This window comes from Solitalea koreensis (assembly GCF_900182575.1).
GTDB lineage: Bacteria > Bacteroidota > Bacteroidia > Sphingobacteriales > Sphingobacteriaceae > Solitalea > Solitalea koreensis.
Genome location: NZ_FXSZ01000007.1, coordinates 125,938 through 146,412, shown reverse-complemented (window position 1 = coordinate 146,412; position 20,475 = coordinate 125,938). Strand labels below are relative to the sequence as shown.

Below are 20,475 nucleotides of genomic sequence, written 5' to 3'. Positions count from 1 at the left end.
TAAAAAGGAGAGGTGGTTTAATAGTAATAATTAGTTAATATATTTTATTAATTGCATGGTTAATAGAGCTGATAATTAATTAATTGCAGTTTAATGTTTTAAAAACATCTTACAGTGCTATAAAACGGCAGTAATGCCCAATAGATTTGTAGTTATTCGAAGTTAAAGTGATTGAGTATATTCGAAGAGCAAGAAAGATAGTTTAAAACTAAAAGCAGCTTATTTTTTAATTGGAAATATTACTGGGCACTGCACTTATATACAGGGAATTTATCTAAAACTATGGATGCCTGTATAAATTATATTGATGAAACAAAAAAAACGACAAACGAAAAGATAAGAAAGTTCAACTCTTTATGGGATTCTCTTAAGGTAGATCCTAAAAATTCTTTGATTGACTTAACAATCTGTGTTTCTGTAAATCTGTTCTTTTCATATTTGCCAATTCAAAGTTAATTCCTTTTCATGGAAATCCCTCGCTGCGCTGCGGGGAGAATTCTACCTTTAATTGGCCCAACTTTGGGGAAGCTAATAATCAAAAATGATTCATTTTTAACATTTCAGTTTGTAAGAATTTTGTAAAGGATCTTCACTGCTATGCGCGAGGGACGAAGGGACGTAATTTAAAATACTAAATATGTCACTAAAATTCCCAAGCAACTATAGACTAAAATATTTTACTGCTTATCATGAAGATATAATCTGTTCCTTTATTTAAGGGGGTTTACTAATTCTTCAAGATACTTTAGTAAAAAATAGAAAAGAAGTAAAATTTATCCCTTCGTCCCACCAATTTTGGGCGGGACAAAAGGACAAATGGGACAATTTTAGTACTTGGACATTATTATTAATTCTTTAGCCATCGGCCTATTTTTGACTTACTTATATTAAGTTCCCTTTCCATTTCTCTGAAAGTTTTTCCTTTATTTCGGAGCTCAATTGCTTTCTTTTTCATTTCTTCCTCGTAATCAGGATCGGCACATGTTAGCAATGTGGCTTCATTACAGTATGAAATAAACCGGAAAGTGAGAAACGAGTCTATTTTAGTTAATTCACACTTAACAACATTAGTCTGGTCATATTTATATTCGCCGCTTCTACTTGGTTTGACTTGCCTCATATATCTATAGCCTCTATCTGACTGGGACATACCAATAGCAAATACTGAGTCGGCAAAATTGCTTAAGTGTTTACTTCCAGCTAAATCATTAATTGAAAAATGCTCTGACGATCTTCTCTTAGGTGTATGTGCCATTACAACAATAGTAATATCCAACTCTTGTTTCATTTGTTTCAGCATCTTCATTAATTCCATCGCAACCTGTGCATCCTGAGAAGATTGAGAGCTAATAAAGGTGATATTATCAATAAATATTACACTTGCACCTGTTGATTTAATATCTTCTTTAATCTTGTCAATTAAAACAGTTTCAAACTTATTCTGTCTATCAAATTTTAGTTCTGCAAAATCAATACTATCTGTATATAAATTTCTATTAAAAGAATGAGCTTTTCCTTCATTGTCCGAGTACCTTTTTTCAAATTGCTTGTCAGATAATTCGAAATCATAGTAAAGAACCTTTTGCGGTTCACATTCATTTTCAAGCTCTAAAAATTTAACACCTTTACTAATTGCATCAGCTATAGCGATACCCAAAATGCTTTTACCAACTCCTGTATCACCAAATAAAATTGCTAATTCTCCTGTATGAAGAAAAACGTCAACTAATTTTTTGATTTCTGAAAGAGCGCTTGCATCTGCCAGTCGCTGTGAGGCTGTTCTAACAGATTTTCTTTCAACTTCAGGTTGAGTATTCACTTCACTAAAATTAATTAAAGAAAGTAATTCATCCTTTGTGCCACCTAAACGAAAGAAATCAGATACATCCTTTCCTCCTTTTTCTATTAACCACTTTGGAAGGACTATTCTTTTAAATCCAAATTCTTCCTCAAGCTTTAAGCTTTGTTTTAAGCCTGTTTCATCAATATCATATAATACGCTCACCTTAATTCTACTCTCATACAATGATTTAATTAATCTGCGACTCGGTAATGCTGTTTCACTGTTGAGTGTAATGGCATTAAATCCATGTGCAATCAATGTTAAAGCATCTTTTTCACCTGCAGTCAAAATAAATTCAACTTCTTGGTCAAAAAAATCAATACCAGATCCCCATGTAAAGTCCTGTGATTTGCTTCCCACATACCAAAATTTTTTCGGGTACGGACAATATAATTTTGCATGTTTTGGGCCTTTAAAGGCAAACCACATTTCTTCTTTTCTAGAATAAGTTTTACTAAAATCATCAGGTGATCTTTCTGTATAACCATCAACTGCTACAACTTTTGCATTTTGTAAAGCTGTTTTATCTATACCATACTGACTCCAGAACTTTAATTCTTCGTCTGTAAAATAATTTGCATCTCGTTCATTAAGCGTGAATTCGATGTGTTTTTGGGAAGCTAGGGTTGCTGACTTTTCAACATTAGCAAACTTTTGCTTATCACTTAAGGTAAGCGATTCCATATCTTCTATTATATTATTAAGTATTTGTTTATAATCCTTTTTAATATCCAAACCGTAATGATAGGATGCAAAGTCAATTACATTTCCTTTATATTCAGGATCTCCAAAATCATTAAAACGCCATTCATCATTTTTTAAATAAATGCTTAAACTTGGATTACTATCATCGTAGAAGGGATTTCTTGTTAATTCACACTGTGATCCTTTAACCCTTAATTCAGGAATAACCATTTTATAAAATGCTATTCCTCCAGATGTTTTTTCAAGAACAAGTTGCCTATTTGCCATTATTTTCTGTTTTTCTTTTGTTTAAGATTTTGAACTTCCATTGAATCTAATAATTGAGATTTTCGAAATAAAATTTTCCTTCCGACCTGATAATAGGAAATGACTCCTGCTTTTTGATAGTTATACAAAGAAGTCATGGAGCAATTAAGAAATTCTGCAGCTTGTTTCCTGGTTAAGAAATCTTTTGTTTCTTCTTTTTGGGAAATAGAAGTGAGGTTTAGGAGTTTAGGATAGTATTCAGAGATTACATCCTTAATAGAGTTCCGAATTAAATACTCTATTTTTTCATTAGTAATTATTACAATTTCTTGCGTCATAAATCATTAATTTAATGACGCAAAACTGTTTATAGAAGGGACAAGGTCTGTGCAAGGGTAGTTCAATCCTTGACTAAATAATTTATAAACTACTGATTATCAGCATCATTTTTTTTCCTACAGATTCCTTCAACTTACCTTTACTTATAAGACTATATAAACTTTCTGCTTTTACGACAACTCCCTTAAAAATAAAATGTTGCGAAATCGTTTGTGCATATTTATTTTCAAACCTACAATCAATAAGCCCTTTTTCAGATAATTTATTAAAAAACCAAAAGCAACAGTACCTAGTTTCTAACCAATTGATCTTATTCTCAATAATCTCTCCTTTGAAATGGCGATTAAAATCCATAAGCGATAATTCATTAATAAAGCGATGTTCAATTAAAAGTTTATGGAGCTTTTCCAATCCTTCTTCATTTTTCAACCATAATAAATTGGATTTTTTCTCTTCTTTTTTATTAAAGTGGTGTAGTAATTCGAAATTGCCGCTTCCCTTAATTTTTTCTAAAAATTTCCAATACCGAAAATAGGAGAATGCAAGGATCTGCAAATTTAAATCATGCTGGATCGATTCACTCTTAATTGAAAAATTCAAATCCTCATTAGGAGTCGCAATAGAGCTATACTCAATATTCCCTTGAACTATTTGCTGGTAGTAAATCTTTTTAATTGAATTAAATATATCGCGACCCCATACCCCCCCAACTACATCATAAATGAATTTTGTTTTTTCCTCTTCCCCATGAAAAATCTCCTGTAGTAATGTTAATTCATTTAATAGCAATGTCTCTTTGTCTTGAGAGTTATTTATTTTACTCCTAAATAATCCTATCAGCTCATTTTTTGCGCATTCCACATATTCTTCAAATATTTTTTTTTGTTCTTTCGTGATTTTAAGCCAATCTTCTCTACTTAAATCCAAAGCTGAATTAGGTGTAAATTTAAATCTACGTTCTTCCCAATCTTTAAAGGTATATCTATAAGTTTCTTTCGTGTTCATTGTTTTTTAGATTCTAAAACTTAGTGAATGCCTTTTTCATGGCTTCTCTTTTTTGTTCCTCAGCAATATGATTGTATCTCGCTAATATTTCTGGAGATTTATGTCCAGTAATAGACATAATAATTTCCGTGGGTATTCCCTGTCGATAGGCATTGGTAACGAAAGTTTTCCTAGCTACATGGGATGTGAGCACTTCATATTTTTTACATTTTTTCTCCAAACGCTGAGCTCCTCTAAAACGAATAATTGTAATAGGCTTATCTATTCCTGCAATTTTACCTACTTCTTTCAAATAATCATTCATCTTTTGATTACTTATAACCGGTAGGCATTTTTCCATTGGATAATCAACATATCTATTCAATATTTCTCTTGAATAATCATTCAAGGGAATCATAGTTAATTCCTTTGTTTTAATAGTAGTTAAAGTAATAGTATCATTAACAATATTTTCTCTTCTTAAATTATAAATATCAGAAAATCTCAAACCTGTGAAACAACCAAAACAAAACACATCCCTAACATGTTCTAGTGATTTTGATTCTAATTTTAAATCATATAGATGCATTAATTCATCCCAATCAAGGGCAATAATTTCACCATCATTTTCTTTGTATTTAAACTTCTTAAACTCCTGATTTTTACTGTAATTCTGTTCGATCGCCCAGTTCAAAAAACCTTTAAGAATTCGAATATTTTTGGCAATCGTATTATTGGTATGCTGTAGATCAGTTATAAAAAACTCTATATATTTTTTTAAAAAACCTTCATCAAGAGTTTCGAATTCAAGAGGATATTTTTTCTTTAATGAAAACTTTTTAAGATGAACCAAGTTTGTTTTATACTTTTTAATAGTTCCTAGCGTACATTGATTCTTGTGACTTTCAATATACTCTTCAAACACTTCAAAAAATGTTTTGTTAGTTAACTTTTGGTTCTTAGAAAGTTTACTTTTTATATAGTTAACAGTTGGAATATCTCCTATTATTCTTGCATCCCTATATATTTTCTCAACCTCGTTTGACAAAGACTCTAAGTAAGAGTTGATTTGAAGTGCACTATTAACTGAACGTTTTACTTTTTGCTTATTTGCATCCCATTTATCAGTGTCTATCCGTTCACCTGTATATACATTTAATCTTAACCCATCAAAACTAAAACTTAATAAAATCGGGACATTTTTAACGATTAATATCCCATTTTTATCTTTCCTTTTTTCTACATAAAACTTAACACTAGCCATTTACCTAAAAATTTACATACGAATTTACATACAATTTTAACTTTATTGAATTGAAATTTATTGAATCTTGTTTTTCATGAATGTCCCAAAAAAACCGTTATTGCAGTAAAAATTGTGTTCTATTGGAGAAAGTTGAATTTGGATGAATTTTATTATAGAGTCCCTCCAGCTCCACAGAACACATTAAAAAACCGCCTTAAATCATACTTTAAAGCGGTTTTTTAATTTTCACGATCAATATCACGGACACCAATCTCAGAATTTAACCTATCACTTTAAAAGGACACAAATAATTTCAGATATAGTAGACAAAATCACTCCAAAGATTAAAATAATCACCCCCATGGGGTCCCATCCAATATCTACAATAGAATTCTTAACCAGATTATTTGTTTTTGTAATAACAAAGGAATGTTGATTATTCATTTCATTTAATTCCATCTTCAACTCTCCCATTGAGTGTTTTGTATCCAGAAGCTTTGTTCTTATATCTGAAATTTCCTCCGAGAAATGTGTAATTATTTTTTCTAAATTTTCTTCGTTCGTATTTAATTTATCATGGACATTAAGTTCCTCATCTGATGGAGGGGTTACTATTTGACCCTCAATATTCCTTATCTTACCACTCCTAGGAAAGCTCTTAAAGTAACCACAAATTAATTTAATAACTCCTTCGGATTGAAACAGGTTCAATTTTACAATTATTGACTTAATGACTGCGAACATACCTATAAGTTGTAAAATAAGTCCATAGTATCTAACAGAATCCTTAAACTCAATACCCATGCATGTGCTTATTGTCTTTAATAAAAACAAAAACCAAACAAACAAACAGAACCAATAAAACAGTATGCCTTTGTTAATCCAATTAGATAGTCTGTTTAAGTAATTCATAAAGGGAGTTTTGCCATTACCCTAAATGTCCAATTCGATAGTGACCTAAAGGAAGCCATTCGCAGCGGGGAGTTTGAAAATTTAGCTCAGGAGAAAATTCTTGAAAAAATATACGCCATATGCCACCATTCTTTACCGGAATGACAGTGTCGTTTTAGAAGCATTTAATTTAATATATTCAACAAATAAACCAAGAAAATCGGCAGATAGAAGTGGTTCTTATAATCCAATGTTTGACATTGAACTTACAGGTATATGGGACAAACTTAATGCTGAGAAAGATGCTATTGACAAATTGGAGATTGAATCTAAAACTGCCATACAACATTTTAAACAAAATTTTCAAGACCTTAATTCTTTTGGTGACACAATTACACCATTGAAAGCTATAATTATTCTGCTAATGATTATGTTTCCGATTACTGTAATTTATCCTTTGCATTTTATGCCTGTTGGGGCGAATGAAAATCCTACAATAACATTCAACTTTATAACCATCTTAAGCTCTTTTATTTCCTTGAAATCAATTTTGTTACTTGCATTTTTTATTTCAATTGAAGGCATTTTTGTTACTTTCTCATATTAATGAACCAATTAAATAAAAGGCTAAGAATAGCTGTAAAAAATAATTCACAGGATATAAGAAGCATAAAAACTTATTCTCAGTATTTTGATGAAGACTAATAAGCCTTAATCGCTTATTCGATTTGAAATGAGCATTTCTGACGAGAACAAAAAGAAAACCTTATCTACAGAATCAAATTTCAAACCTATGGTATCGGGGAAGCTTACTATAGGTAGCTAAAGGTAGTCGCAAACGTTATAATTGAAAATTTTAACAAACAGTAAACTCTTGCTTATGAATAAAGTTTAATAACTTTTAATTATAATTTTGCATTTCTTAACCTGAGAGCATTCACAATAACTGATAATGAACTGAAACTCATGGCCAATGCTGCAATCATAGGAGAAAGCAATAACCCAAATAGTGGGAATAAAATTCCTGCTGCGATTGGAATGCCCAAGGCATTATACCCTAAAGCAAATAACAGATTTTCCTTAATGTTTCGCATCACTTTGTGACTTAACAATCGTGCTTTGACAATGCCATTAAGATTGCCTTTAACTAACGTGATGGATGCACTTTCTATGGCCACATCCGTTCCGGTACCCATTGCAATACCAATATCAGCTTGCGACAAAGCCGGCGCATCATTAATTCCGTCACCAGCCATTGCTACTTTTTTGCCTTGGGTTTGCAAATACTTTATTTCCCTCAATTTATCTTCGGGCAGCATTTGGGCATTGTATCCATCCAAACTCAACCTCTCGCTTACAGCTTTAGCCGTATCTTCATTATCACCGGTAAACATGATCACCTTCAAACCTTCATGCTGTAATTTGTGAATGGCTTCTTTAGTCGAAGCTTTAATTTTATCCGAAATCACTACAAACCCAATAGTTCTATTACCCTCAGATAGATAAGAAACAGTTTTACCCATTTTTTGCTCATCCTTTACCTGTTTATGCAATTCGGGAGAAATAACTGCTTTCACCTGCTCCATTAATTTTTCGTTACCGAATGCCAGTTTAGCACCTTCAAACATTCCCGTTACTCCTTTTCCTGTAACTGCCTCAAAATTTGAAATGGGTTTTGATGAAATTTTCATTTCTTCTCCATAATGAATGACGGCCTGAGCCAATGGATGTTCACTACTGCTGTTTAATGAAACTATTTTTTGAAGGATATCATTTTCAGAAAATTCAGAATCTGCACTCACTATCTTTTCTACAGATGGTTTTCCTTCTGTTATGGTGCCAGTTTTATCGATAATTAATACATCCATTTTATTCATTTTTTCGAGTGATTCGGCATCTTTAATTAGTACACCCGATTGCGCTCCTTTTCCAACACCTACCATAACAGACATTGGAGTAGCCAGGCCCAATGCACAAGGACAAGCAATAATTAATACTGCAATGGAATTTACAAGCGCATACACATAGGATGGTTCGGGGCCGTAGATCGCCCAAACTATAAATGTAATTATTGAAATGGCTACTACAATCGGAACAAAGTAACCAGAAATTTTATCAGCTAGTTTTTGGATAGGGGCCTTTGAGTGACTTGCAGTATTTACCATTTCAATAATTTTGGCAAGCAAGGTTTCCGAGCCTACTTTTTCAGCCTTCATCACAAAAGTTTTGTTTCCGTTTATCGTGCCTGAACTAACAGCAGCTCCTTTTCCTTTTTCTACAGGAATTGGTTCTCCGGAAATCATGGACTCATCTATGACAGCCTCGCCTTCCAGTATACTTCCATCCACAGGAATTTTTTCACCCGGTTTTACACGTAGCAAATCGTCTTTTTGAATAGTATTTATGGCAACTACTTGCTCTTTTCCATTAACTATTTTGGTAGCCTTATTGGGTGCAAGTTTTAATAGTTCTTTAATGGCACTATTAGTTTTGCTATGAGCTCGGGCCTCTAAAAGCTGACCCAATAACACCAATGTTAAAATTACGGTAGCTGCTTCAAAATAAATATATACCGTTCCGTGATGCGTTTTAAACTGATTCGGAAAAACGTTAGGAAAGATCAATGCAACTACACTAAAAAGCCACGCCACCCCTGCCCCAATACCAATCAAGGTAAACATGTTTAAATTCCAACTAACAATTGATCGCCAGGCGCGCTGAAAGAACATCCAAGAAGCATAAAACACTACAGGGACAGAAAGTATTAATTGCACCCAATTCCAATTTTTTAAGCTTGTAATGTTATATAGCGGATTATTGGGTATCATCTCCGACATCGCGAGGATGAAAATTGGAATCGTAAAAATGCAAGCGATTGTAAATTTATGAAGTAATGTTTTATAGCTTTTGTCTTCCTCTTGCACATTCACTTTTAATGGAACAAGGTCCATTCCGCATATGGGACAGGCTCCGGGTTCATTCCGAATAATTTCGGGATGCATTGGGCACCTGAACTTTGCTGAATTGATGGGAGCCCTCTCTTCTTTTACTAACTGCATTCCACAAACTGGGCATTCTCCCACATTATCATACTTTTTATCCCCCTCACAATGCATGGGGCAGTAATAATGATCACTCAACGATTTTTCCATTTATTAAATTCTTTTTTTGACAATTATTTATGGATTTCTTCCACCTTTATCATAAAGTTACTGACCTGTGAATCACTGAAAACACCATACCCATCAACTAGAGTACCTTTTTCTCCATTTTTGGTTTCAATCGCATACAAAATAGAGCTATCGTCTGGGTTGGATTCTCCTTCGAAGCGATAAAAATGTAATACTTTAACTTCATTAGGCTGAAAAGTTTTTTGAGTAGCTAACGACAGCAAACCGTATGAGGTGGCTTTAAATTGCGTTTCAAAGCCAGTGGCATTTAAGGATTCGAGAATGGTCACCAAAGATTCCATGTACACCTTTTCAATAGGTTTTACAAACTTCATTTGTTTGTAGAGTTAGGGGTTTTATTAACACGAAAAGAAGCATTTACCTTACTAATGATTTTTTAAGCGGCCAAGTATAGTATCAAGCGAGGTTTTTAACTTATCAAGTGCCCCTTCTACGGCCTCTTCTTTAGTATTTGCCTTGTTCGTTACGGCGATGGGCTGCATTCCCTCCAGTCGGGCTTCAAGTAGGCATCGTATATCATTTTGACCTTCCTTATTAGCATTAACGTCGGATAAATGAGCTTCAATCCTCGTTATCTGATCACTAAACCTGCTTAATTTGTTTGATATTAAACTAATAAATGAAGCATTGAGTTCTTCGCTTCCATTTATATTTTTATCGGTATTAAATTGAATAATCATAATGGATATAATTTTATGTTAGAATTATCACAACTTCTGATTGACAAATGACATCCACCATATTATCTACTCTCCCGGTACTTCCGCGACCGTTGTAGTACTCGCTATGGAATATATCGATTGGGATCTATGGGTTTTTCGCGAGATCTTTGTGGAGTCCGTTCAGGAACAGGCTTATTTTGAGTATGAATATCATCCCCCGCATGCATTTTAAAATCAAGTACCTAATTCTGAAAGAATTGATTTTTCTACGCCATCAACATTGCCTAATTTACTGATTTTTAATAATTTACCGAACACTTAGCACCAAAATGACTTTTACATCCTTTTCTTCAATGGATCTTTCAGTATTATTAAAAGTGAATGTTTGATTTCGGAATTTATAAAATATTTTTATTGGACTTATTCTCCTTCAGAATTTTCAATTCTACTTCATGTAATAATTGTTCGACAGATGTATTTTGGTTTAATGAAAAAAGCATCGTTAAAAGATGCCGGATTTCATGCTGTATCATTCTGTCGTTTTTTCCATAATCCCAAATGGGCAATAGGGTTGTTTCAAATATATCTTCGAATGATAATTCGTTGATGATAATTCTTGTTTTATATTTTTCATTTTTAATTACATTGTCAGGAAAATGACACAACCTGTGAGCATATAATTTAAATAAAGCCCTCATGCATTCAATCGCAGTGCCGGGGTCATTAATACCGGGACTAAGCGCTTTAATCGCCACTTCACTCAATTGGCGAAAGCCATAGAAAAAGTTTTCTTCAACAGATTCTGTAACACGTATATTCACCGAGTCATTTATCTTACTCATTACATCGCGAGGTAGTCGTTTATCAGAATTTACAATCGGCAAACCTTTTAAAATAAATGTACCGGGCGCGGGTAAAATCTGTAGCGTGCAATCATTTTCATGGCATATATCAAGCAACGAATGTTTTTCAAAGTTTTCATAAATCCCTGAAGCTTCAGAATAAATAACCGAGGCGTTTTCAATCAAAGGGGATGCCGAAGGTTCTTCTGATAAACAGCATTTATGTTCCAATTGAAGTTTGGTTTCTTTAAATATTCTGCGAATGATTACTTCATACTTTACAGATTGTGTGATGTAATGAAGAAAATAAATAAAAAGAAACACATCCAGTATCGTAATCAGAATTAATAAATAGGTGCTCAAAGCAGGAATGCGGATACCGGAGTCGATATCCCTGATAGAGCTTAATAAAAAAAGAGCATATACGATAGTACCTACATATACACCTAAAACAACTTGATGGAACCGGCTTCCGATTAACTTGTCTAAAATGCGGTTACTCATTTGTGAAGCGGTCTGGTTCAGCACAATCATCACCATTGAAAAACTAAATACAGTGAGCGAAATAATTCCGGCAGCGATGGAGGAAATAATACTTCGCGCAGTGGAAGCATCACGCAACCGAAGCAAGTGTAATTGTGATTTGAATTGTTTCCCCTGTTCGGAAAAATCAAAGGATATGCTTAGGAATGAAATCAGGAGAAAAGATATAGCAATAATAGCGGGATAAAACGCAATGCTGTTTACTGCCTGCCGATAACGGTCTTTAATCCAAATTTTAATTTTAACCATATTGATATTTATGAATAATTTATAAAGAAGGATTTATTGCTTTCAGTATCCAGAAAAAGTGTGTAAATGAAATTCGGGGTTAGGGTCTCAGACTTTAACCCTGTCTTCAAAAATAGCCATAAACTTACTGAGTATCAATCACCAATGAATATTCAGCTGATCCCATTTGGCTATCCAACGAAAAGCGAATTGGAGATGGGCCTTCTCGATCATGATGTCCGTCATCCGTTACCACTTAATGACCTATATAGACTTGTTCAAATTCCTGAAAAAACCTGATGGAGATTGGAGTGAATTAAATAATCGTAAAAAGGACAATTAACGCTTTTTCAAACATAGGGCGGTTCTATTGAAAAAAAACAAAGGAATGCCCTCTATTAACATTCTGACGGCACGAAATATTGGGCAAGTTTTTTTTAACGGACAGCAATGATTTAAAATAATAAAATCCGTTGTGTGATTGATATTAAAATTTGGGGATAAATTGGAATAAAAAGTTGCGCACACAACTGATTAACAGAATTTTGAAGAAGAAAAAACGACCCAGTATTTACTTCTTCCATGCACAACTTAAAGCCAATTTCGATAAGTTCTTTGACATAACAAAATCGGTATTTTCTCCTAAATAGATTGGGCTGAGAATAAGAAGATTTATCTTTTTCGATTAGCTGTTTTGATAATTTTAAAAAATCTGCTATGAGATATTTTAGTCAATTTACAATTTGAAATCCATTCAAAAAAAGGTGCCATCGATACTTGGACACCTTTTTTTCATTTGATTATTTCTCTTCTATTTTATTTTCCTAAAAGCTCCGCAAGCTTTTTCTGCAATTCCTCACCTCTAACATTTTTAGCGATGATTTTACCTGTAGGATCGATTAAATAGTTAGCAGGTATGCCAGTTACACCGTACATGTTCGAGGCTGCATTTTTCCATCCTTGTAAATCACTCACTTGGGTCCAGGCCAGACCATCTTTTTCAATAGCATTTAACCAATCTTGTTTTTTACCGGGGCCATCTAAAGAAACACCCAGAACTGTAAATTTTTTGTCTTTGAACTTGTTGTAGGCAGCTACTACGTTAGGGTTTTCTTGACGACAAGGGCCACACCATGAAGCCCAGAAATCAAGCAGCACATATTTTCCGCGGAAATCAGATAATTTAACCGGCTTGTCATTCACATCATTTTGAGTGAAATCCATTGCTGTTTTACCTACCCCGGTTTGTTTTGCCTGATCAATTGCTTTGCGAATGCTCTTCCCAACATCTGTTGCTTTTAAAGCAGCAGGGAATTTATTGAAACCGGCTTCAGCAGCTTTAGGATCAGCTTGCACATCCGTAATCATTTGATAGGCCAATAAACTTATATAAGAATCAGGGTTTGCTGCGATAAACGCTTTTTGGATTTCATTTGCTTCATTTTTGATGGATTCTTTACGGGCCATAATTTGTTTCATGAATTCTTCATCTTTACGGACATCAGGACCATTAGCAAAAAGGTCATTTCTTAAAGCCTCATTTTTTTCAACAACCGGTTTCGCTAATACTCTAAGTTTAGCAGCGTCCTCATTTACTTTTGAACCTGTTACAACAGCATGTTTTATTGAATCTGTTGCCGATACAACTTGCATTGGAACAGGTTCAAGATAAATTGTGAATTCATCACCTTTACCTTTAGCAGGAGCTGTGTCGTGTTTAATTTTCAGCGTAGCCATGCTGATATCAGTCACGGTTCCTGTAAATACAAATTTGCCGCCCACAATATCAACCGAGTCGGTAATAGGATTATCCTTCGGTCCATACGTTAAAAAAGCCTTTGCCGGCGAGCCCAAATTGCCTACCTTGGCGGTTATGCTAAATTTACCCGGGCTTTGCGCCATTACAGCAAGAGGCAATAAGCAAGCTGCGATCAATACAATCTTTTTCATAATTTCTATTTTTTCATTATAAGTTTTGATGAGGCCATTTGGAAACCAAACAGCTTCATGAAGTAATATTTAGTAAGTAACTCTTATTATGGATTATTAAGCATTCCGGGATTTGCATTCATTACCTTTTCAGGAAAACGCATCACAAATCTTTCCGGACGCAAGGTGAAGACGGTTACTTCACCGTTAGTTTTTACATAACTATGCGTATAGGTTGTACCTGCAAATATCGGATCTACAGACAACCTGCGCATATCAAACCAGCGGTAGCCCTGCAAAGCAAATTCACGGATACGTTCCTCTATGATGTATTTAACCATGGCTGTAGCATCTGTAATATTAACCGTAGCATCCGAAGCCGACATCCGGTTCTTTCGTAAAGTCTCCAGATCAGCTTTGGCGCCGGCAACGTCGTTGGTACGGGCTTTACATTCGGCACGCAACAGGTATATATCAGGCATTGTTAAGCCTATACAAATATTCAAACCACTATTTCTTCGTAATATCCCTCCGGCGAAAGGCCCTAAACTCCCAGATGGCCCTGTAGTAAAGATTTTTTTGCGCTGGTCTGTTGACGTGGTATACAAATCTGCGGCCTTTTTAGTAAGCAGAGCGAACGCATTAGTACTGTTGTAAAAACTGAGGAGTCGCTTAGGCATTAAGACTTCTTCGTATTCAGAAATAATAGGTGGTCCGCTCAAAGACCTAAGCGGTGTAGTAGCAGGGTTATATCCCCATGGCCCATTCGTGGTCATAGTCACATTATAATCATATAACCGTACACTCAGATTGGAAGGCAGGTGACTTAAAGCATTGTTAAACTGTACAAGCCCATCCGCATAACGCCCTATAAACACATATACCTTACCAAGCAAGCCCTCTGCCGCAGCTTTAAAGCCCCGGGTCCTGCCGACAGCATCTACCGGCAAATGCTGAATGGCATTTTCCAGATCACTGATGATAAAATCATACACTTCCTGCACGGTAGCCCTTTTAAAACTTGTAGCCGTGACGTCTGCCGCTGTAATGATAGGGAAGCTAAGGTCTTGCCCTGCAGTAGAAACCGCATAAGGTTTTCCATAATAATTGGTCAGCATAAAGTAAATCCAGGCTCTGTTTAACTTGGCCTCTCCGATTAACTTATTCTTTTGCTGCTCAGTTCCCCCAACCGCATCGGGCACTTCCGTTATAACTTTATTGTAGAAATACAGTTGCTTTATCAGATCTGTCATCTCCCGGGCATCTTCGTTAGGATTATAAACCACATCATCCCATCTGAATAAACGCTGTTCTCTTGCCGTAGCGCTAGTGTAATATGGATCAATAGAAATAGTCTCATCGCCCATCAAAATCTGTCCATCGGCATTCACAGTCATTGCGTCATTATTAAGCATCAGATCGTAATCCCCTATATTCTTTGCAATCAGTTTTCCTTTGGGATCTAATTCCAGAAAACTCTTTTCACAGGAACTGAAGCCGGTTAATATAATCGCCAGTACCAATGTATATTTTATCATTTGATTCTTCATTTTCTTAAGCTTTAGGATAAATTAAAAAGTTAAGTGCGCTCCAACAGTAAATGTATGCTGGTTAAAAGGAGCCGTTCTTGTACCTCCATTTAACCCGAAAGCATTCTGAAACTCGGGATCTATACCGGCCTTATTGGCTTTCCAAAGCATCACATTAGAAAGCTGGGTCCTTAGCGTTAGGTTGCTCACCTTAAGCTTAGACAACACCGATTTAGGCAGGCTGTACGCCAATGATGCGTCTCTTAATTTAACATACGAAGCATCGAGCACATTGATGTCTGCCCGAGTATAATAGTCTGTGTTTCTTCTGCTTGAATTGATTGCGTTGGAAGTTACATAGGAAGGGACATTGGTAAAAGCCTCGTCACCTGGGACTTTCCATCTTCTGGCAAATTCTTCATTAATATTTCCGAGAGTAAATGATCCATCAAATGGTATTAAGCGTGTATTAACATAATTGAAATTCACGTCTTTGCGCATCACGTGACCCAAGTTATAGATCATATTTAAGGCAAGCGAAAAACCCTTATAGTCGAACACATTGGTAAAACCTCCGGACCAAATTGGTTGATAAGTTCCCATGTATTTTAAATCCTCTATTTTCGCTGCAGTCGGCGATTTGGTAATGGTGCCGTCTTTAAGCCTGATCTGCGGATCGCCAAGATTGTCCAGGCCCGCAAACTGATAAGCAAACAGAGAAAATGCTGAATAACCCTCCAGGTAAGTCTGGCTGAGAATGTCGATTGCAGTACTAGGAACTCGACCCGCTAAAAGCGTGTTGTATTTTGTAAGCTTATTTTTGTTATACGCAAAATTGAATAAAGTAGACCACCTGAAATCATTAAGTTGAAGGTTAACTGTTTTCAAACTCAGCTCGACACCTTTGTTGTTCATGTTCCCAATATTACCGGTGATGTTAGCATAACCTGTAAATGGATTAACCGGCGTAAAGCCGATCAGGTTTTCCGTATTTTTATTGTACAGATCGATAGAGCCGCTGATGCGGTTTTTCAGCACAGCAAAATCAATTCCGATATTGGTGGTTTTGGTGGTTTCCCAGCTTAGCTTTTTATTTCCAGGAGTACTGATGTTCAAGGCATTAAGATTTACAGCAAAACCATTGGTCGTTTTGCTGAGAACGTCAAAAGATGCCGCTGAACCCGGATCGGGAGAATTACCGGAGATACCATAAGAGGTACGTAGAACAAGCCTATCAAGCCAGCTAATATTGGCCATAAGATTTTCTTTCCCTAAACCCCAGCTTGCCCCGGCACTCCATACCGGCTTATTTTGTGCAGATTTATCTCTGCCAAACAAATTCGATTGGTCTATCCGCCAGCTTGCGTTTACTGTATACTTTTTATTATAGGTATACCCCCCGTTTGCATAATAAGAAGTAAAACGGACAGTTTGCTCTGTTTCAGAATATTGATCAGGAGGTAAGAAACTACTGGTGGTGCTGCTAGGCATAACCGGTGCACCATAATAAACGACACCTGCAGGAGGAACGCTGTTGTTAAGTGTTGTTGTTTTAAACAGCAGTGCATAATCTATTGGAGTATAACTTAACAATTGCGAATTGTATCCCCGCACAACGGATGTAATGCTGCTGTTAAAGTTTTCTTGGGCTTCCTGTCCGGCCAGCAAAGTCAGCTGATGCTTTTCATCCTTCCAAGAATTGTCATAAATAAACTGATTCCTAACGGTCCAGTTTCTTTGGTTAATATTGCCTACCGTATATTTTCCTCCACTTGAAGGTAAATAATAGGTAGGTAAGCCGCCTGCTGTTGTTGGAGCAACTGTAAAGGAAACCAGTTCATTTCTTACCGAAAAATTTTTCTCGTCCAATAAGTTGGTTGACTTGTTGTTGCCCCGGGCATAACCGTAAACACCTTCGTAACGCAGTCCCTTTAGCAGTTTGACAGTTAAGCCGGAAGTCAATCTGCCATAGAAGTTATTGGTTTTGGTATTCCCATAGTCCACCTCGTTAAGCGGGTTATAATCCAGGCTGATCAAACTTTTACTCTCGTAGCCTTGTCTCAACGCATCTGTCCTATACATCCATGGCATACCGGCATTTGTACCATCCGCATTTTTGAACATTACATAAGGCAAAAAGCGGTTGTCCGGGCTTACCGTATTCTTTGATGAAATGGTATTGTTCCTCAGGTCGGTAATCAGGTAAGCCTGAAAACGATCATTAAATCTAAAATCCTGACGAAGGTTTAAGCCATAATTGTCATTTTTACTACCCGGTGTACTATTTAAGGTATTGGTGTAAGCACCGGAACCGTAAAAACTGTATTTATTTCCTCCACCGGATACAGAAAGGCTATGGTTCATTAAACCGGCATTGCGGTACCACAAGTCTTTAATCTCCTGCACATTATTCTGCCCGGCCAAAACTGCGAGCTGCGCATCAGCCTGCTCTTTGGTAATGAGCCCACGGCTTTGGTTATACAGGATCATTTCATGAGGGGCAACAAGAGCCCTTCCTCCTGCTGTCGGTGTTGATACCGTTGCCCAGGGGTTTGTCACGGGATCAAAGAGGTCCCTTGCTGTCTGGATAAACTCAGTGCTGCTCAATACCGGAAAATAATCTATCTGTGGTTTGCCCTGAAAATTCATAAAAGCATCATAATCAATAGTAACCTTTTCACTATTCCTGCCCTTTTTAGTAACAATAACGACTACACCATTAGCGGCCCTTGCTCCCCAAATAGAAGCTGCGGTTGCATCTTTAAGGACCGTAACGTCTTCTATGTCATTCGGATTTAGAGAACTGATATCGTCCATTGGTATTCCGTTCACTACAAACAACGGATTTTTATTGCCATTGATGGAAGTCAGGCCCCTAAACAAAATAGTAGGGCCTGTAGCATTTGGTGCATTATTGATGGTCAATCCCGGCACCAGACCATCCAAACGCTGGATCACATTCATAGTACCTGAGCGGTTTTTCATGATGTTCAGATCTGGCTTTGCAATAGACCCTGCACTTCTTTCACTGGATATCGACTGATAACCTGTATTCACCCTAACTTGAACCTCTTCTAGATTTTCAGCATTGATAACCATGTTAATCACCCCCATATCTTTAACCGCCTTGGCCCTAAACTCCTTATATCCGGTATAAGAAATGATCACAATAGAACCTTCGTCCACATTTTTGATGAGAAATTCCCCATTGGCATTGGTTATTGCAGCGGCAGTTCTGCCTTTATATTTTACAGGATCAAAATCCTCTATTTTGCCATCTACCTTGACAATACTGACCGCAGCACCCGCAAGAGGATTTCCAGTTTCATCCACTACGCGTCCTGAGATATCAATTGCTTTCAAAGCATCAATAACCTTATCCAGAAAAGACTTTTCTTTTTTAATTGCTACGATCTTACCATCGATCTTATAGGTCAATCCCAAACCAGACAGCACACTATTCAATGCCTCGTCAAATTCCGAATTTGAAAGTTTAATGTCTACTTTCTGGTCATCTCCTATAACCTTGCCGTCATAGTAAAAGCCGTAGCCCGACTGCCTGGTGATTTCTCTAAGCGCTGCTTTCAGCGAAATGTTCTTTTGGTTCAGGGTAATGTGCTGTCCAAAAGTAGCAGCACTTACTTGCAACAGGGATACTATTAGTATAACGGTGGTTAATCGCATAATTAGCAGTATTTTTCGGTATAGCCGTATACCTGTACCGAAATTTGTGGTATAAATTTTATACATTTACGTAAAGTTTTGGATATGCAGTTTGCCTTTAGCGGTCGAAAACTTGGGGCATTCTGCGGTTATACAGTTGATTTTATTGATTGTTCCAAACACAAACCAGGGGTGCTTCACTTCTGGTTTGTTCCTTTATCAGCTTGCTTCCCTTAGATACTTTATCATCTCCTAAGTTGTTTAATCGTAAATAAATCTGTTGATTGTATGTTTATTTCAAGAAGATTAGTATGCTGGCTGTTATACTTATTTTGACACATACAGCCTCCTTCCTTCAATTTTAAAATGTACCTGTCCGGTTGATTCGATCGATTTGATCACATCCGACAGCTTGCTGCTCCTTGGAATCCAACCTCCTGCCTCCAAGTTTTCAGGTACCGAGCCGTTATAAATCACATCGAGATTGTACCACCTGGCAATTTTTCGCATCGCCACCCTGAAATCCATCTTGTCTAGGTAAAACTCCTCGTTCTTCCAATCGATCACGGCATCGATATTGACTTGCTTGACTTTGATCGTTTCCTCTGCATTAATAGCCTGTTCGCCCGGCCTCAACAATTGGCTTTTATTTCCCTCTGTCAGTTTCACTGAGCCTTCCAATAAGGTGGTCGTTATCGCTTTTTCATCCGCATAGGCATTGATGTTAAAATGCGTACCCAATACCCGAACTTCCTGCTTATCCGTTTTCACAATAAAGGGATGGGCCTTGTCCTTTGCAATTTCAAAATATCCTTCTCCTGATAGCTCCACCCATCTTTCTTTCAGATTAGCGAAAGTTGCCGGATATTTTAAAGAAGATGCAGCATTCAACCAGACCGAAGAACCATCTGGCAAACGCACCCGATAGGTCTCTCCGTTAGCAGTAGCCAGTGTGTTAACCAGTGTGTTAATTTTATTGCGCTCTGTAGAATTTCCCTTGATCTCATAAACGAGCTGGCCATCGGCGGTCTTGGAAATTGTTACGCCAGATTCCTTTGCTAGCTCACCATTTGTCGCATCAGTAAGCCTTATCTTCTTTCCATTAGCTAGCGTCAATGTGGCACTCTGCTTACCAGGGGCTACATCGCTGGTATAAGCAATCTGATTAGTGTTGTCATTTTGGTTCGCCCGATAAAACCAAAGACCGCCAAAAACAATGAGCATTGCGATTGCTGCCGCAATTCCGATACGGGGCCATAATTTAACCTTTCTGATTGGAACTGTTTGCCTCCGGGTTTCATACTGAAATACACGCTGCAACAAGTGTTGTTGATGTAATTCGTTCATTGATGATTCTCCCAGTTCCCGTTCATACTCCAATGCAAAACGTTCTCCTATCTCGCTGAAAAAAGCAGGATCATCAAAGTAACCTAGCAGTTCATCCTTTTCAGTACCTGACAGGGATCTGTCCAGGTATTTACCGATAAGCAACTGAAGTCTGACATTATTTCTCATAACAATATTCGTTTGGTTAATAAAATTTTAACCATTTAGTAATATTGACACGAATCGTCTAGGCTTACAGGGTAGTCAAAAAAACAAATTACAGTAACTGACTGTATATCAATTAAATA

General features: G+C 36.4%; 14 protein-coding genes. 1 reads left to right on the top strand and 13 read right to left on the bottom strand.

Annotated elements, in window-relative coordinates; genetic code table 11:
* Positions 1–847 precede the first annotated feature (847 nt).
* The 5 genes from FN756_RS11650 to FN756_RS11630 all read right to left on the bottom strand — a co-directional run bounded on the left by FN756_RS11650 (position 848) and on the right by FN756_RS11630 (position 6,107).
* The gene (locus FN756_RS11650; protein WP_142604292.1) at positions 848–2,815 is read right to left on the bottom strand and encodes an AAA family ATPase; all 1,968 of its coding nucleotides are present in this window, start codon (positions 2,813–2,815) and stop codon (positions 848–850) included.
* Complete coding sequence (locus tag FN756_RS11645; RefSeq protein WP_142604291.1) at positions 2,815–3,132, bottom strand: helix-turn-helix domain-containing protein; 318 nt, start codon at positions 3,130–3,132, stop codon at positions 2,815–2,817. The genes FN756_RS11650 and FN756_RS11645 overlap by 1 nt, the downstream gene beginning before the upstream one ends.
* An 82-nt stretch (positions 3,133–3,214) precedes the next feature.
* On the bottom strand, positions 3,215–4,138 hold the full coding sequence (locus FN756_RS11640; protein ID WP_142604290.1) for a hypothetical protein: 924 nt from the start codon (positions 4,136–4,138) through the stop codon (positions 3,215–3,217).
* A gap of 13 nt (positions 4,139–4,151) precedes the next feature.
* Positions 4,152–5,381: a site-specific integrase gene (locus tag FN756_RS11635; RefSeq protein ID WP_142604289.1), complete on the bottom strand. Its 1,230-nt coding sequence runs from the start codon at positions 5,379–5,381 to the stop codon at positions 4,152–4,154.
* Positions 5,382–5,651: 270 nt separating this feature from the next.
* Positions 5,652–6,107: a hypothetical protein gene (locus FN756_RS11630; protein ID WP_185955266.1), complete on the bottom strand. Its 456-nt coding sequence runs from the start codon at positions 6,105–6,107 to the stop codon at positions 5,652–5,654.
* 268 nt (positions 6,108–6,375) lie between these two features.
* On the opposite strand from FN756_RS11630, the gene FN756_RS11625 reads away from it, so the two are divergent.
* The gene (locus FN756_RS11625) at positions 6,376–6,861 is read left to right on the top strand and encodes a hypothetical protein (RefSeq protein WP_142604287.1); all 486 of its coding nucleotides are present in this window, start codon (positions 6,376–6,378) and stop codon (positions 6,859–6,861) included.
* A gap of 298 nt (positions 6,862–7,159) precedes the next feature.
* Here FN756_RS11625 and FN756_RS11620 read toward each other — a convergent pair whose 3' ends face one another.
* The 8 genes from FN756_RS11620 to FN756_RS11585 form a co-directional block, all read right to left on the bottom strand.
* Positions 7,160–9,406: a copper-transporting P-type ATPase gene (locus tag FN756_RS11620; RefSeq protein WP_142604286.1), complete on the bottom strand. Its 2,247-nt coding sequence runs from the start codon at positions 9,404–9,406 to the stop codon at positions 7,160–7,162.
* Between the two features lie 23 nt (positions 9,407–9,429).
* The gene (locus FN756_RS11615) at positions 9,430–9,759 is read right to left on the bottom strand and encodes a hypothetical protein (RefSeq protein WP_142604285.1); all 330 of its coding nucleotides are present in this window, start codon (positions 9,757–9,759) and stop codon (positions 9,430–9,432) included.
* Between the two features lie 51 nt (positions 9,760–9,810).
* Positions 9,811–10,125, bottom strand: coding sequence for an HPF/RaiA family ribosome-associated protein (locus tag FN756_RS11610; protein WP_142604284.1), 315 nt, complete (start codon positions 10,123–10,125; stop codon positions 9,811–9,813).
* A gap of 380 nt (positions 10,126–10,505) precedes the next feature.
* Positions 10,506–11,741: a DUF2254 domain-containing protein gene (locus FN756_RS11605; protein WP_142604283.1), complete on the bottom strand. Its 1,236-nt coding sequence runs from the start codon at positions 11,739–11,741 to the stop codon at positions 10,506–10,508.
* A gap of 795 nt (positions 11,742–12,536) precedes the next feature.
* Positions 12,537–13,670: a TlpA disulfide reductase family protein gene (locus tag FN756_RS11600; protein ID WP_142604282.1), complete on the bottom strand. Its 1,134-nt coding sequence runs from the start codon at positions 13,668–13,670 to the stop codon at positions 12,537–12,539.
* A gap of 86 nt (positions 13,671–13,756) precedes the next feature.
* Complete coding sequence (locus FN756_RS11595) at positions 13,757–15,199, bottom strand: RagB/SusD family nutrient uptake outer membrane protein (RefSeq protein ID WP_142604281.1); 1,443 nt, start codon at positions 15,197–15,199, stop codon at positions 13,757–13,759.
* A gap of 21 nt (positions 15,200–15,220) precedes the next feature.
* Positions 15,221–18,862 (bottom strand): SusC/RagA family TonB-linked outer membrane protein, encoded by a 3,642-nt coding sequence (locus tag FN756_RS11590; RefSeq protein WP_185955265.1) that lies wholly within the window; start codon positions 18,860–18,862, stop codon positions 15,221–15,223.
* Between the two features lie 306 nt (positions 18,863–19,168).
* Complete coding sequence (locus tag FN756_RS11585) at positions 19,169–20,356, bottom strand: FecR family protein (protein WP_142604279.1); 1,188 nt, start codon at positions 20,354–20,356, stop codon at positions 19,169–19,171.
* Between the last annotated feature and the right edge of the window lie 119 nt (positions 20,357–20,475).

Excerpts from the sequence above, each read along its gene's own strand:
- FN756_RS11635 (WP_142604289.1), bottom strand. The coding sequence starts at position 5,381 with ATGGCTAGTGTTAAGTTTTATGTAGAAAAAAGGAAAGATAAAAATGGG.
- FN756_RS11600 (WP_142604282.1), bottom strand. The coding sequence starts at position 13,670 with ATGAAAAAGATTGTATTGATCGCAGCTTGCTTATTGCCTCTTGCTGTA.
- FN756_RS11650 (WP_142604292.1), bottom strand. The coding sequence starts at position 2,815 with ATGGCAAATAGGCAACTTGTTCTTGAAAAAACATCTGGAGGAATAGCA.
- FN756_RS11605 (WP_142604283.1), bottom strand. The coding sequence starts at position 11,741 with ATGGTTAAAATTAAAATTTGGATTAAAGACCGTTATCGGCAGGCAGTA.
- FN756_RS11585 (WP_142604279.1), bottom strand. The coding sequence starts at position 20,356 with ATGAGAAATAATGTCAGACTTCAGTTGCTTATCGGTAAATACCTGGAC.
- FN756_RS11595 (WP_142604281.1), bottom strand. The coding sequence starts at position 15,199 with ATGAAGAATCAAATGATAAAATATACATTGGTACTGGCGATTATATTA.
- FN756_RS11620 (WP_142604286.1), bottom strand. The coding sequence starts at position 9,406 with ATGGAAAAATCGTTGAGTGATCATTATTACTGCCCCATGCATTGTGAG.
- FN756_RS11590 (WP_185955265.1), bottom strand. The coding sequence starts at position 18,862 with ATGCGATTAACCACCGTTATACTAATAGTATCCCTGTTGCAAGTAAGT.
- FN756_RS11645 (WP_142604291.1), bottom strand. The coding sequence starts at position 3,132 with ATGACGCAAGAAATTGTAATAATTACTAATGAAAAAATAGAGTATTTA.
- FN756_RS11630 (WP_185955266.1), bottom strand. The coding sequence starts at position 6,107 with ATGTTCGCAGTCATTAAGTCAATAATTGTAAAATTGAACCTGTTTCAA.
- FN756_RS11610 (WP_142604284.1), bottom strand. The coding sequence starts at position 10,125 with ATGATTATTCAATTTAATACCGATAAAAATATAAATGGAAGCGAAGAA.
- FN756_RS11615 (WP_142604285.1), bottom strand. The coding sequence starts at position 9,759 with ATGAAGTTTGTAAAACCTATTGAAAAGGTGTACATGGAATCTTTGGTG.
- FN756_RS11640 (WP_142604290.1), bottom strand. The coding sequence starts at position 4,138 with ATGAACACGAAAGAAACTTATAGATATACCTTTAAAGATTGGGAAGAA.